This window comes from Lapillicoccus sp., assembly GCF_046595215.1.
Taxonomy (GTDB): domain Bacteria; phylum Actinomycetota; class Actinomycetes; order Actinomycetales; family Dermatophilaceae; genus Lapillicoccus.
The window spans coordinates 20132-33410 of sequence record NZ_JBKJPP010000045.1; the positions used below are offsets into that span (position 1 = coordinate 20132).

The following is a 13279-nucleotide window of genomic DNA, read 5'->3' on the forward strand; positions in this document are numbered from 1 at the left end:
TCACCGGCGCAGAACGTATGCCGTGCACCCGCCCCCGGGTGCACGGCATACGCGTGTCAACCGCATACGTGCGTCAGGGTTAGCGCGCAGCTCAGCCGACGAGCACGACGACCGTGTGGATCACCAGCCCCACGAGCCCCCCGACGATGGTGCCGTTGATCCGGATGAACTGCAGGTCGCGGCCGACGAAGAGCTCGACCCGGTCGGCCGTCTCCTTGCCGTCCCAACGGTTGATGGTGTGGCTGATGACCTCGGTCAGCTCCTGCCCGTAGCGTGCCACGAGGAACGAGGCGAGGTCCGCGACGTATCCGTCGAGACGGGTCTGCAGGTCGGCGTCGGCACGGACCTGTGCGGCGAAGCGTCCGACCTCCGACCGGGCCCGGCTGCGCAGCGGTCCGTCGCCGTCCGCGAGCGCGGCGACGAGGGCGCTCCGGAAGGCCTTCCACAAGGACACGCCCGTGGCGAGCAGCTGCGGGTGGTCGAGGACGCGCAGCTTGAGGCGCTCGGCCCGAGCCATCGTCGGCTCGTCGTGGAGCAGGTCGTCGGACAGCTGGATGAGCAGGTCGTCCAAAGCGATCCGGGCATGGTGTCGGGGGTCGTCGCGGATGTCCGCGACCCACCGCAGCGCCTCGGCGTGCATCCGCTTGATGACGACCTCGTTGAGGCGCGGGGGCGTCCACCACGGAGCGCGCTCTCCAAGGATGGCACCGAAGGCGGTCTCGTTGGCGAGGAGCCACCGCTCGGCTTCGGCCAGGGCGAGGTCCACGAGGCCGTGGTGCGCCCGGTCCCGCACGATCTCCCCCAGGAGGCTGCCCGCCACCGGGCTGATCGGCTCCTCGCGAAGCCGGGGCAGGATCGCCTCCTCGACGAGCTCGGCGACCGCCTCGTCCCGCATCCGCTGCAGGCCGATGGTGATGACGTTGGCGCCCTCGTCGACGACCCGGCGGGCGTTGTCCGGCTCCGCGAGCCACGCCGCGACGCGCTGACTCACCCGGGCGGTGAGGACCCGCTCGCGGATGATCTCCTCGCGCAGGAAGTTCTCGCCCATGAAGTCCTGCAGGCTGCGCGCGAGCAGGTCCTTGCGCCGCGGGATGAGCGCCGTGTGCGGGATCGGGACACCCAGCGGATGGCGAAAGAGCGCCGTCACGGCGAACCAGTCGGCCATCGCCCCGACCATCGACGCCTCCGCACCGGCGTGGACGAATCCCCAGAACCCGTCGTCCGCGCGGCTGAGCGTCGCGAGGAAGACGACGGCAGCGAAGAGCAGCAGCGACAGGGCCACGAGACGCATCTGGCGCAGGCCGCGGCGCCGCTCGGCGTCGGCCTCCGGGTCCGAGGCCATGGCCAGGGTCATCGACGACCTCGACACCCGCCTCTGCTTGGTCACCGTCTCTCCTTCGTCCCCGTCTCGCCTGCATCGCGGGCGCGGCCACCGAGCAGCGGCCCATCTCTGCCGAGGAACCTACCCGAGCGTCCCGTCAACGCCTCGCGGCACTGGTCGGGTTCCGGGTCGCCCCGGTCGCCCCAGTCGCCCCGGGTCGGGCGGCTCGGCGCCGGGCGGTAGCGTCACCTCATGGCGCGGATCTACCACCTCGCGGATCCCGACCTGTGGGCGCAGGCCGCCCCGTCGGGCAGCTATACCCAGTCGTCGCGGGACCTGACGCTCGCCGAGCAGGGGTTCATCCACTGCTCCGACCGACACCAGTGGCCGATGGTGCGGGGCGCGTTCTACGGCGACGTCGCCAGTGACCTCGTGCTGCTCGAGATCGACCCCGGACTGCTCGACGCACCACTCGTGCGCGAGGTCGGCAACCCGACGACCGGTGAGGAGTTCCCCCACCTCTACGGACCGCTCAACGTGTCGGCCGTCGTGCGGACCCACGTCCTGGCCGCTCCCCACGCCGCCAGTGGGTCCTGACCCGACCCGAACACCATGGTGACCGGATCGTGATCGGGCCGACAGTAGAGTTCGACGGGTGCCGCCGCAACCGCGTGAGCTCGTGCTGGTCGTCGAGGACGACCCGGCGATTGCCTCGATGATCACCCTGCAGCTCGAGGTTTCGGGCTATCAGACGCTCGTCGAACGGGACGGGCTGGCGGCCCTGCGCGCGGTGCGGACCCGGCAGCCGGCGGTCGTGCTCCTCGACATCGGCCTCCCCGGGATGGACGGCATCGCCGTGTGCCGGATCCTGCGGGGCGAGGACAACTGGACGCCGATCCTCTTCGTCACCGCCCGCGACGACGAGGTCGACCGAGTCGTCGGACTCGAGCTCGGGGCGGACGACTACATCACCAAGCCCTTCTCGCCGCGCGAGGTCATCGCCCGGATCGCCAGCGTGCTCCGGCGCTCCGCGCGGCCGCTCGACGCGGTCGGTGCGACGCTGGTCTGCGGCGCGGTGCGATGCCTGCCCGACCAGCGCCAGGTCTTTGCCGCCGACACCGAGGTCGCACTCACCGCGACGGAGTTCGATCTGCTGGCCCATCTGATGACGTCGCCCACCCGGGTCTTCACCAGGGACCAGCTATTGCGTGGGGTGTGGGGCTATGACTCCTCCGCCGGACAGCGCACCGTCGACGTCCACGTCGCCCAGGTCCGAGCCAAGCTCGGCGCCCACGACGTCATCCGGACCGTGCGCGGGGTCGGTTATGCGGCCCAGGCCTCCCGACCCACTGCCGGCCCCGGACCCACTGCCGGCCCCGGACCTGCCGGCGGGCCCCGACCCGCCGGTGGCCGCGGATGACCTCGTGGCCGCGCACCTCACTGGCGGTCCGGATGTCTCTGCTCGCGGTGGCGATCGCCGTGCTCACCTCCCTGGTGGCCGCCGTGATCAGCATCAACCTGCTGCAGCAGGCCAGCGAGGAGACCGCCCGCGGGGCGCTGGCGGCGATCGCCGACGAGGCCCAGGCCACCGCTGCCGTCGGGGCGAACCCCGAGGCGGGACAGACCCGGGCGCGCAAGGCTCTCCAGTCACTCAACATCCAGATCGCGGTCATCAGGACACCCCCCGGCGGAGCCCCGAACGTCACCGGGGACGCCCTCGCCCGTCGCGCCCTCACCGACGCCCAGGTGCGGGACGTCGCCGGAGGCTCCCCGCTCACCCTGCGGCTTCCGAGGGACGGCAGCACCCTGCTCGTTGAGGCCCGGCCCACCGACGCGGGCGGTCTGGTCCTCGCCCAGCGCCGCAGTGACGCCATCGCCCTCGGCGGGCAGGCGCTGACTCAGCTCACGTGGCTGCTCGTCGTCGCCGGTCTCGTCGCCGCCGCGTTGGGGCTCCTCGTCGCCTGGCGCCTGTCGCTGCCGCTGAAGCGGGCGGCCGACGCGGCCGCGGCCCTCGCCCGGGGAGTTCGCGACGTCGCCGTCCCCGAGGGAGGGCCCCGCGAGGTCGCTGCGGTCGCCAGTGCGGTCAACCAGCTCGCCACCGCCCTCTCGCACTCCGAGGCTCGACAGCGCGAGTTCCTGCTGTCGGTCTCGCACGACCTCCGCACTCCCCTGACGGCCATCACGGGGTATGGCGAGTCGCTCGCCGACGGAGTCATCCCCCCCGACCGGCTGGCCGGCGTGGGGACCGTCATCGGCGAGGAGGCCCGCCGGCTCGAGCGGATGGTGACGGACCTGCTCGACCTCGCCCGGCTCGACGCCGCGGAGGTGAGCATGCACCCCGTCCTCGTGGACCTCGTCGACCTCGGACAGATCGCCGCACGTGTCTGGGGGCAACGATGCGCGGCCGAGGGGGTGGCGTTCATGGCCGAGACCCGCCTCGGCCCTCTGCCGGTCCACGTCGACCCCCAACGGCTGCGTCAGGCCGTCGACGGGCTGCTCGAGAACGCCCTGCGGATGACTCCCCGGGGCGCCCCGGTCGTGCTTGCCGTCCGGGCCGAAGGCATGGTCGCCGTCCTCGAGGTCCGGGACGGCGGACCGGGGCTCACCGATGACGACCTCTCAGTGGCCTTCGAGCGGTCGGCCCTCTCGACGCGCTACCGTGGCCAGCGGCAGGTCGGGACGGGCCTCGGTCTGGCCATCGTCGAGCGCATCGTCGTCCGGCTCGGTGGGGTCGTCGAGGCGGGCCATGCCCCCGAGGGCGGTGCCCGGTTCACCATCCGTCTCCCCGTCACCTCGCCGGCGACGACAACCTGACCCGAACGGAATACCGTCCACCGCGCCGGCTGCATTTGAGCTGCTCCTCGGGCTGCTGCGCCTCGGGGTGATACGGGGTGCTGCAGGCCGATCCGACGCAGGTCCTCGCCACGACCTTCGCCCCGCTGGGCTTCCTGGCCTGACCCGGTCGCATGGTCCTTCGGCGGAGCTCACGGTTGCGCTCACCACGGTGGACCCCTCCTGAGGGACGCAGCGGTGGAGGAGAGTCACGTCGCATCGGCCGGGGACAGCGCGAAGGTCAGCTCGTCGACCCGGCCCCGGAACTCGCCGTCCGTCGCCAGCCGCTCGGCGATCCGGGTGGCCAGGGACTGGACCTCGCTCTGGACGAGCCCGGGGACGAGCCGCAGGGCCACCCGCAGCACCCCGCCGGCGGTGGGGTCGCCGTCCTCGACGGCGTGGCCGACCACTGCGTCCTCCCGCTCGAGGGCTTTCGCGATCGCCCGCGTGACAAAGGGATCGAGGTGCGACGGCAGCCAGTCCCGGTCCTGCGACAGGGCCCAGACCATGCTCGGCCGCAGCTCCGTCGGGGTCGGGCCGGCCACGTCGACGACGAGCACCTGGCAGCCCTCGGAGACCGCCGCCTGAGCGGCGCGGGAGGCCGTCACGGGCACGGGTCGCGCGCCCGGGTTCCACGCCGAGAGGGCGGCGGCGCTCGTGAAGATCGGCAGCGCCCGGCGTCCGTCCGGCGCCGCGAGCGTGACGACAGCCAGGTCGGTGGACGTCTCCGCCGCGGGCCCATCCACCTCGCCGGGCTCGGCCGGGACCGCGACGATCGGGACGATCCACCGGGCTGCGCGCACCCTCCTCATCAGCGCGGAGTCCTGCTCGACGCTCGGCCCCGCCGCTTGCTGCTCCAGCGCCCGCAGCACCGCAGGGTCCGCGGCGCCATCATCCTGGTCGAAGCCGGTGCCACTCAACGTGCGCCCGCTCCACGGGGTGCCCCCCGTGTCGGCAGGACCGGAGGCGTCGTCGGCCCCCGTCACGACCCGGGGTCCGTGTCGTCGTGACCCCCACCGACGAGCGCCTCGACCTCGATCTCGACCCGCATGTCCTGGTGCAGCAGTCCGGCGACGATGACCATCGTCGCGGCGGGCGGTGTCGCGGCGAAGACCTGCGCGTGCACCCGTCCGACGGCGTCGCAGTCCCGCCGGTGCGTGACGTACATCCGGGTGCGGATGACGTCGGCCACCGAGCCGCCCAGCTCGACGACGGCCGCGAGCGCCGTGTCGAGCGCGACCCGCAGCTGGGCCGCCGGGTCGGCCGGGTGGAGGACCACGCCGTCGCGCGAAGAGGTGCAGCCGGACACGATGATCCGATCGCCGACCCGCAGGGCCCGGCAGTAGCCGTAGGCGCGCTCCCACTCGCCACCGGAGGCGATCCGGCGCCGCTCGCTCATGGCCGTCCGGCCACGTCGAGGGCGTCGGGCAGGGTGAAGGCCCCCCGGTAGAGCGCCGATCCGATGATCGCCCCCTCGACGCCGTCACCGACGAGCTCACGCAGCCGACGAAGGTCGTCGAGCGTGGAGATGCCACCGGAGGCGACGACCGGGCGGGCGGTGCGGGAACAGACCTGGCGGAGCAGGTCCACATTGGGCCCCGCGAGCATGCCGTCCTTGGTCACGTCGGTGACGACATAGCGGGCGCACCCCTCGCCGTCGAGCCGGGCGAGGGTCTCCCACAGGTCGCCGCCGTCCTTGGTCCATCCTCTGGCCGCGAGGGTGGTGCCCCGCACGTCGAGGCCGACGGCGATGCGGTCGCCGTGCTCCGCGATCGCCGTCGCCGTCCACTCCGGGTCCTCGAGTGCCGCCGTGCCGAGATTGACACGCCGGCAGCCGGTCGCCAACGCGGCCTCGAGGGTGGCCGCGTCGCGGATGCCACCGGAGAGCTCGACCTGCAGGTCGAGGCGCCGGACGATCGAGTCGATGAGCTCGCGGTTGGCACCCCGGCCGAACGCGGCGTCGAGGTCGACGAGGTGGAGCCACTGGGCGCCCTGGTCCTGCCAGGCCTTGGCGGCGTCCCACGGGTCGCCGAACTCGCCGCCGGTGCCGGCCACGCCCTGCACGAGCTGCACCGCCCGTCCACCGGCGATGTCGACCGCCGGCAGCAGCTCGAGGCGGGGGAGGGTTGACATGTCGTTCACGGGTCGGAGCTCCTCGGGAGGGGGTGCGGTCAGGTCTGCGGGGTCACGGTGAGCCGACGTCACAGCGAGTCGACCCAGTTCTCGAGCAGGTGGGCACCCGCGTCCCCGGACTTCTCCGGGTGGAACTGGGTAGCGCTGAGGGGACCGTTCTCGACGGCCGCGACGAAGTCGCAGCCGTGGCTCGCCCAGGTGACCGTCGGGGTGACGACCTCGAACCGACCCTCCGGGCGCAGGGTCCAGGTCTGCACGGCATACGAGTGGACGAAGTAGAACCGCTCGTCCTCCACGCCGGCGAAGAGGCGCGAGCCCCGTCCGGCCGTCACGCCCGACCAGCCCATGTGCGGCACGATGTCGGCGGCGAGGCGGTCGACCCGGCCGGGCCACTGGGCGAGGCCCTTCTCCGGGTGGCCGCCGTCGGGCTCGCTGGAGCCGTCGAAGAGCACCTGCATGCCGACGCAGACGCCGAGCACCGGTCGGCTGCCGGAGATCCGGACGTCGATGATGCGGGGCCCGCCGGCCGCCCGCAGTCCCCGCAGGCAGGCGTGGAAGTTGCCGACACCGGGCACGAACAGGCCGTCGGCCGCCAGCGCCGTCGCCGGGTCTGCGGTCAGCTCGACGTCGGCGCCGACCCGCTCGAGGGCGCGGACGACCGAGTGGACGTTGCCGCTGCCGTAGTCGAAGACCACGACCCGCTTGCTCACCGTCTGCCCTCCATCTCGTCGCGCCACGAGGTGTCCTCGTGGACCATCCTCTCGAACCGCGAGGCCACCGCCGCCGACGGCTCGACCTCGCGGCCCTCAGGCAGGTCAATCGGGTGCTCCGTGCCGGCGAGCAGGGTGCCCCCCGGCAGACCGAGGGCGGTCAGCAGATCGCCGAGGACGGTGCGAGCGTCGCCGCGGGGGTCGTGGACCACGTCGGCCACGGCCGCGACGGCGGCCGGGTCGCTGACCCCGGCGACCCGCACGAGGTCCGCGAGCCGGGCGACCGCGAGACCGCCGGGGCGCACGAGGCCGGCGCCCGGCTGCCACGCGAGCCACCGCCGGACGGCGCGCCACCGGGCGGGAGTCACCGCGACGAGGGCCTGACCGCCGATGACCGCGAACCCGATCGCCGGCCGCAACCGGCCGGGCAGCGGCCGGTTGAGCAGCAGCGTCATCGCGTCGTCGTACGGCTCGTGGACGGCACTGGCGCCCGGCGTCGGCACCACGGCGGTCCAGCCGTCCTCGAGCGGCGCGACACCCACCCCCGTGAGGCCGCGACCGGCCCAGCGGAGGGTGGGGTCCATCGCGGCCCGCACGAGGAGCAGCCCCGTCGGTGCTCGCCTGGCGCCACTCACGAGCGGGCCACCTCTAGAGGCTGCCCTTGGCGCTCGGTATGCCGCTCACGCGCGGGTCCCGCGCGACCGCCGCGCGCAACGCCCTCGCGACGGCCTTGAACTGGGCCTCGACGAGGTGGTGCGGGTCGCGGCCGGCGAGGACCCGGACGTGGAGGGCGATGCCGGCATGGAGCGCGAAGCTCTCGAAGACGTGGCGGGTCAGCGATCCGGCGTAGGTGCCGCCGATGATGACGTAGGCCTGGCCGTCCGGCTCCCCGGTGTGGACGACGTAGGGGCGGCCCGCGACGTCGACCACGGCCTGGACGAGGGCCTCGTCGAGCGGCACGGTTGCGTCGCCGAACCGGGAGATCCCCCGCTTGTCGCCGAGCGCCTCGCGCAGGGCGTCGCCGAGGACGATCGCGACGTCCTCCACGGTGTGGTGGGCGTCGACGTCGGTATCGCCGGTCGCGGTGACCGTGAGGTCGATGAGTGAGTGCTTGGCCAGGGACGCGAGCATGTGATCGTAGAACCGGACACCGGTCGAGATGTCGGACTCCCCGGTGCCGTCGATGTCGAGGGTGAGCTCGACCGACGACTCGCTCGTGCACCGCGAGATGTGGGCGCGGCGCGGTGCGGCCGTGTCGCTGGTGGCGGCCATCGGTCAGGACTCCTCGCGGGTCGGGGACTGTCGGTGGGAGTCTGGCAGATCGGACACCGCCGCGAGGAACGCGTCGGTCTCGCTCGCCGTGCCGGCAGTCACGCGCAGGTGGTGCGCGAGGCCGACGTCGCGCACGAGGACGCCGGCGTCGAGCAGGGTCTGCCACGTCGCCTCCTCATCGGCAAGACCGCCGAAGAGGACGAAGTTGGCGTCGCTCGGCACCGGGGGGTAGCCCAGGGAGTCGAGCTCGGCGACGATCCGGTCGCGCTGCTCCTTGATCGCCTCGACGCTCGCGAGGAGGCTCGCGTCGTGCTCGATCGCCGCCCGGGCGATCGCCTGCGTCGGGTCGGAGAGGTGGTAGGGCATCCGCACCAGCCGCAGGGCGTCGACGAGGTCGGGCGACGCGGCGAGGTATCCGACTCGCGCCCCGGCGAGCGCGAAGGCCTTGCTCATGGTCCGGGTGACGACCAGCAGCGGGTGGTCCTCCAGCAGCGTCATGGCACTGGGCGTCCCGGGGCGGGCGAACTCGGCGTAGGCCTCGTCGACGACGACGAGCGACCCGCGAGCGGCGTCGAGGACGGCCTGCACGACGTCGAGGCCCAGCGCGGTGCCGGTGGGGTTGTTGGGCGAGCAGAGGAAGACGATGTGCGGCTGGTGGTGCCGGACCTGGGCGACTGCGCCCGCGGCGTCGAGGTCGAAGGCTCCGGTCGGGGCGCCCCGCAGACCGTCGACCCACGTCGTGCCCGTGGTGCGGGTGATGATCGGGTGCATAGAGTAGGCCGGCGTGAAGCCGAGTGCGGTCCGGCCCACGCCCCCGAACGCCTGGACGAGGTGCAGGAGCACCTCGTTGGATCCGTTGCCGGCCCAGACCTGCTCGGGCTCTATCGGCTGGCCGGTCTGCGCGCGCAGGTAGCCCGCGAGCGCCTCACGCAGGGCGGTGAACTCCCGGTCGGGATAACGGTTGAGGTGGCCTGCGACCTCCGCCACCGCCACCGCGATGGCCGCGGCGACGTCGGCCGGCACGGCATACGAGTTCTCGTTGGTGTTGAGGCGCACCGCGACGTCTAGCTGCGGCGCACCGTATGCCGTCCGGCCGCGCAGGTCCTCGCGCAGCAGGCTGGTGACGAGGGGGTTCATCGAGCGCGGGGCTCCGGTACCGCGTCGCCGAACCGGGCCGTGACGGCCTCGCCGTGGCCGGGCAGGTCCTCGGACTCGGCGAGGGTGACGACGTGATGGGCGACGTCGCGAAGCGCCGGCTCGTCGTAGCTGACGACGTGGATGCCGCGAAGGAACGACTGCACCGACAGGCCGCTGCTGTGGCAGGCGCACCCGGCCGTGGGCAGGACGTGGTTGGACCCGGCGGCGTAGTCACCGAGGCTGACCGGAGCCCACGGGCCGACGAAGATGGCGCCGGCGTTGCGCACCCGCGCGGCGACCGAGGTTGCGTCGCGGGTCTGGATCTCCAGGTGCTCGGCGGCGTAGGCGTTGCAGACCGCGAGCCCGGCCTCGAGGTCGTCGACGAGGACGATCCGCGACTGGGTGCCGGCGAGCGCGGTGGCGACCCGCTCGCTGTGCTTCGTCGCGGCGACCCGACGGGGCAGGGCTTCCTCGACCGCGAGCACGAGCGTCTCGCTGTCGGTGACCAGGACCGCGGCCGCGAGCGGGTCGTGCTCGGCCTGGCTGATGAGGTCGGCGGCGACGTGCTCGGGGTCGGCGGTCTCGTCGGCGAGGACGACAATCTCCGTCGGGCCGGCCTCGGCGTCAATGCCGATGACGCCCTTGAGGAGGCGTTTGGCCGCGACGACCCAGATGTTGCCCGGGCCAGTGACGAGGGAGACGGGCTCGCAGACGACCGGTTCGGGCGCGACCGCGCCGGAGTGGTCGTCGAGCTTGTCCTCGAACCCGTGGGCGAACATCGCGACCGCCTGGGCGCCCCCGACGGCATACACCTCGTCGACGCCGAGCAGCTCGCAGGTGGCGAGGATCGTGGGGTTGGGGTAGCCGGCGAAGTCGCCGGTGTTCTCCTTCTGCGGCGGGCTCGCGACGGCGATCGACCCGACCCCGGCGAGCTGGGCGGGAACGACGTTCATGACGACGCTCGAGGGATAGACCGCGAGGCCGCCGGGCACGTAGAGGCCGACCCGGTCGACCGGCACCCATCGTTCGGTGACCGTGCCACCGTCGACGACCTGGGTCGTCGTGTCGGTGCGTCGCTGGTCGTTGTGGACGATCCGGGCGCGACGGATCGACTCCTCGAGCGCGGCGCGCAGGCTCGGTTCGAGCTGGTCGAGGGCTGCGGTCAGCACCTCGTTCGGCACGCGCAGGTGCGTCGGCCGGACCCCGTCGAACTTCTCGGAGAGGTCCCGCAGGGCCTCGGCGCCGCGACGCTGCACGTCCTCGACGATCGGGCGGACCTGGATGAGGGCCGCCTCGACGTCGAATTCCGCGCGGGGCAGGGCCTGGCGCAGGGCACGCACCTCGAGAGGGCGTCCCCGCAGGTCGAGTCGCGACATCATGGGGATGATTCTAGTTCGGGGCCGCGACGTCGCCGAACTCAGGCGAGGAGATCGCGGGCGATCAGCTCGAGCGTGACCAGGGTCGAGATGGCCTGGACGAGCAGCAGCGCCACGAGGACCACCAGCTGCACGGCGGCCGCCTGCACCGGAGTCGCCCCACCCAGCAGCATCCCGACGAACGCGCCCGGCAGGGTGACGAGACCGACGGTCCGGGTCTGGTCGAGTCCTGGCATCAGCGCCAGACCGGCGTCCTCGCGCGCCACGAGGAGCCGGGAGTCACGCTCCAACAGGCCCACCGAGAGCCCCGCCTCGTATTCACCGTGCCGCTCCCGAAGCGCGTCCAGGGTCCGACGTCCGGCCAACGTCGTCGCCGTCATGGCCCCGCCGATGAGGATGCCGAGGATCGGCACCACCGCCACTTCCTGCAGGGGGATGAGGCCGCTCAGGAGCAGGAAGGCTCCGACCGGCACGGCGCCCGAGGCAACGGACACGCCCGCCCACCACCACCGTCCCCGCGGCACGAGCCGACGTCCCGAGGTCAGCGAGGCGACGACCAGCATCACCGCCACGAACAGGCTGGTCAGCCACCAGGAGCCCAGGACCACCGCGATGATCGCGCCGACAACGGCCAGCTGCACGACGGCCCGGGCAGCGGCGGTGAGGTCGGCCCGGGCGAACTGCAGCCCGCCGACCCGGTTGACCAACGCGGCAAGCAGGGTGAGTGCGACGACGACGACGGCCAGTCGGACGTAGGAGCCGGTCCCGTCGATCGTGACCAAGGACTCGGCGGGCAGGTGCATGCCGCCATTATGCGTGGCACCAAAGAGCCGCCCGCACAGCGTGGACGTCTGTGGGGCGCTGGTCCTCGCCCCGCCGGCTGGGCGGGGTGTGGGACGGGGTCGTCAGACGTGCCAGGTCACGCCGGTGTCCGTGACCGTGGCGGTGAGGTCCCGCTGGTGGACGAGGGTGTGGTGACGTCCGCAGAGCAGGGCCGCGTTGGACAGGTCACTCGGCCCACCTCGGCTCCACCACTGGACGTGGTGCACATCGGCCCACTGGGCCGGCACCGTGCACCCCGGGAAGGTGCACTGGTGGTCGCGGTGCCAGACGGCCTTGCGCTGCACCGGGGTGAAGAACCGGTCGCCGTAGCCGATGTCGAGGACCTCGCCACGGCTGCCGAGCACCATCGGGATGATCCGGGCGTCGCAGGCCATCCGACGGACCACGGCGGGCGAGAGCAGCTCACCGGTCATCGTCAGGCCAGCACCGCGGCACTGCTCCACGATGTGGTCCAGCGGGATGGTGACGATGACCTGCGCCTTCTCGGTCCTGGGCTGCTCGCCGGGCGACGACACGCCCCGACGGACCACCTCAAGCAGCGCGTCAGCGCGTCGGGTCGCCGCCGGTCGAGGGTCGAGCTCACCGTCAGGTCCCTTCACCGGCGCCGACAGCGCAGCCAGGGCCGCATCAATGACGGCGGCGCCCTCCGCGTCGAGGATGACTCGGTAGGTCGACATCCCCGCAGGACCGGTGCTCTTGTGCAGCGCCCGGCCCAGCCGGCGCCGCCGCTCATCGTTTTCAAGGTCCGACGCCGGCTTGATCAGCTGTGCGGCGAAGCGGATCGCCCGTGCCAGCTCATGAGAGCTGAGGCCGCGGCCGCGGCCGTCGTCGGATGCTGCGCCGACGAGGGCCACGACGTCCGCAGCCAACGCGTCAGGGTCGGCCACCTGTTTCACGTCCCGAACGAACCGCGCGACCTGGTCCGCCTTGGCGAGCGGCATCGCCCCCGCCCGGAATGCGTCGACGAACGCCTCGCCCAGGCCCGAGCACGCCTCGGCGACCCGCAGGACCGCGGTGACGTGCTGGACGTCGGGTCGCGGCGCCGACGCCCCTGCGGCCTGGCAGAGCCAGTCGACCGTTGACAAGCCGTGGGCGTTGGCTGAGCCCCGTGCCTGCGCCTCGGCGGCGACCGCCACCTCGACCCGGTCCAGTGTGCAGCGCAGGCGTCCGACCAGACCCAGCGCCGCAGCCAACCCGTCATCGCCGTGCCGCCAGGCGGGTTCGACAAGGGCCTTGTCGGACGCTGCGGCGGCGACCTCGAGCCAGTCGAGCATCGACCCCTGGGGTGCGGACGCGGCTCCGGCGCCGCCATCGCTGACCGGGTCCGTGTCGACGTCGTCGCGGGAGCCCTTGCCGTCCTCGCCGTCCTCGCCTGAGTCCTCGCCTGAGTCCTCGCCTGAGTCCTTGACGTCCTCGCCTGAGTCCTTGACGCCCTCGCCTGAGTCCTCGCCGACCTCCCGTGAGTCCTTGGCGTCCCCGCCGCCCACGCCGTCAGAGACAGCGGCGCCACTTAGGACATCGGCGGCTCGAGGTGCGCCTGACTTCCATGCGGCCAGCCCCGCGAAGAGCGCACCGAGCGCGACGCCGCGGGTCGACGACCCGGGCCAGGTCCCGACCCGGGCCGAGCCGACGTCGCTCTCGCGCTGTGGCTGCTG

At 72.9% G+C, this 13279-nt stretch carries 14 protein-coding genes; 3 read left to right on the forward strand and 11 right to left on the reverse strand.

The genetic code is table 11. The features are described from left to right. Window positions 1–91: 91 nt before the first annotated feature. Window positions 92–1387: a DUF445 domain-containing protein gene (locus tag ACLL9L_RS04355; protein ID WP_411283422.1), complete on the reverse strand. Its 1296-nt coding sequence runs from the start codon at window positions 1385–1387 to the stop codon at window positions 92–94. A gap of 186 nt (window positions 1388–1573) precedes the next feature. Between ACLL9L_RS04355 and ACLL9L_RS04360 the strand changes: the two genes are divergently transcribed. From ACLL9L_RS04360 to ACLL9L_RS04370, 3 genes are read left to right on the forward strand one after another with little or no spacing between them, the layout of a single operon-like run. Next, window positions 1574–1918 (forward strand): DUF952 domain-containing protein, encoded by a 345-nt coding sequence (locus ACLL9L_RS04360; RefSeq protein WP_411283423.1) that lies wholly within the window; start codon window positions 1574–1576, stop codon window positions 1916–1918. 58 nt (window positions 1919–1976) lie between these two features. Continuing rightward, a complete protein-coding gene (locus ACLL9L_RS04365) occupies window positions 1977–2741 on the forward strand; it encodes a response regulator transcription factor (protein WP_411283424.1) in 765 nt (254 codons plus the stop codon). Beyond that, on the forward strand, window positions 2738–4135 hold the full coding sequence (locus ACLL9L_RS04370; protein ID WP_411283425.1) for a sensor histidine kinase: 1398 nt from the start codon (window positions 2738–2740) through the stop codon (window positions 4133–4135). The genes ACLL9L_RS04365 and ACLL9L_RS04370 overlap by 4 nt, the downstream gene beginning before the upstream one ends. Before the next feature lie 227 nt (window positions 4136–4362). Here the strand turns inward: ACLL9L_RS04370 and ACLL9L_RS04375 are convergent, their stop codons facing one another. The 10 genes from ACLL9L_RS04375 to ACLL9L_RS04420 all read right to left on the reverse strand — a co-directional run. After that, a complete protein-coding gene (locus tag ACLL9L_RS04375) occupies window positions 4363–5139 on the reverse strand; it encodes an SseB family protein (protein ID WP_411283426.1) in 777 nt (258 codons plus the stop codon). Further along, a complete protein-coding gene (locus tag ACLL9L_RS04380) occupies window positions 5136–5552 on the reverse strand; it encodes a RidA family protein (protein ID WP_411283427.1) in 417 nt (138 codons plus the stop codon). The genes ACLL9L_RS04375 and ACLL9L_RS04380 overlap by 4 nt, the downstream gene beginning before the upstream one ends. Then, on the reverse strand, window positions 5549–6286 hold the full coding sequence (priA, locus tag ACLL9L_RS04385) for a bifunctional 1-(5-phosphoribosyl)-5-((5-phosphoribosylamino)methylideneamino)imidazole-4-carboxamide isomerase/phosphoribosylanthranilate isomerase PriA (RefSeq protein ID WP_411283435.1): 738 nt from the start codon (window positions 6284–6286) through the stop codon (window positions 5549–5551). The genes ACLL9L_RS04380 and priA overlap by 4 nt, the downstream gene beginning before the upstream one ends. Before the next feature lie 68 nt (window positions 6287–6354). After that, window positions 6355–6996 (reverse strand): imidazole glycerol phosphate synthase subunit HisH, encoded by a 642-nt coding sequence (gene hisH / locus ACLL9L_RS04390; RefSeq protein ID WP_411283428.1) that lies wholly within the window; start codon window positions 6994–6996, stop codon window positions 6355–6357. Continuing rightward, on the reverse strand, window positions 6993–7631 hold the full coding sequence (locus ACLL9L_RS04395; RefSeq protein WP_411283429.1) for a hypothetical protein: 639 nt from the start codon (window positions 7629–7631) through the stop codon (window positions 6993–6995). The genes hisH and ACLL9L_RS04395 overlap by 4 nt, the downstream gene beginning before the upstream one ends. 13 nt (window positions 7632–7644) lie before the next feature. Next, on the reverse strand, window positions 7645–8268 hold the full coding sequence (gene hisB, locus ACLL9L_RS04400) for an imidazoleglycerol-phosphate dehydratase HisB (RefSeq protein WP_411283430.1): 624 nt from the start codon (window positions 8266–8268) through the stop codon (window positions 7645–7647). Window positions 8269–8271: 3 nt separating this feature from the next. Continuing rightward, on the reverse strand, window positions 8272–9405 hold the full coding sequence (locus tag ACLL9L_RS04405) for a histidinol-phosphate transaminase (protein WP_411283431.1): 1134 nt from the start codon (window positions 9403–9405) through the stop codon (window positions 8272–8274). Beyond that, window positions 9402–10784, reverse strand: a complete 1383-nt coding sequence (gene hisD / locus ACLL9L_RS04410) for a histidinol dehydrogenase (RefSeq protein ID WP_411283432.1) — start codon at window positions 10782–10784, stop codon at window positions 9402–9404. The genes ACLL9L_RS04405 and hisD overlap by 4 nt, the downstream gene beginning before the upstream one ends. 38 nt (window positions 10785–10822) lie before the next feature. Beyond that, window positions 10823–11584: an ABC transporter permease gene (locus tag ACLL9L_RS04415; RefSeq protein ID WP_411283433.1), complete on the reverse strand. Its 762-nt coding sequence runs from the start codon at window positions 11582–11584 to the stop codon at window positions 10823–10825. A gap of 102 nt (window positions 11585–11686) precedes the next feature. Then, window positions 11687–13279, reverse strand: a 1593-nt coding sequence (locus tag ACLL9L_RS04420) for a DUF222 domain-containing protein (protein ID WP_411283434.1), incomplete at its 5' end; no start/stop codon positions are given.

Excerpts from the sequence above, each read along its gene's own strand:
- priA (WP_411283435.1), bottom strand. The coding sequence starts at position 6,286 with ATGTCAACCCTCCCCCGCCTCGAGCTGCTGCCGGCGGTCGACATCGCC.
- ACLL9L_RS04415 (WP_411283433.1), bottom strand. The coding sequence starts at position 11,584 with ATGCACCTGCCCGCCGAGTCCTTGGTCACGATCGACGGGACCGGCTCC.
- hisD (WP_411283432.1), bottom strand. The coding sequence starts at position 10,784 with ATGATGTCGCGACTCGACCTGCGGGGACGCCCTCTCGAGGTGCGTGCC.
- ACLL9L_RS04405 (WP_411283431.1), bottom strand. The coding sequence starts at position 9,405 with ATGAACCCCCTCGTCACCAGCCTGCTGCGCGAGGACCTGCGCGGCCGG.
- hisB (WP_411283430.1), bottom strand. The coding sequence starts at position 8,268 with ATGGCCGCCACCAGCGACACGGCCGCACCGCGCCGCGCCCACATCTCG.
- ACLL9L_RS04370 (WP_411283425.1), top strand. The coding sequence starts at position 2,738 with ATGACCTCGTGGCCGCGCACCTCACTGGCGGTCCGGATGTCTCTGCTC.
- ACLL9L_RS04360 (WP_411283423.1), top strand. The coding sequence starts at position 1,574 with ATGGCGCGGATCTACCACCTCGCGGATCCCGACCTGTGGGCGCAGGCC.
- ACLL9L_RS04380 (WP_411283427.1), bottom strand. The coding sequence starts at position 5,552 with ATGAGCGAGCGGCGCCGGATCGCCTCCGGTGGCGAGTGGGAGCGCGCC.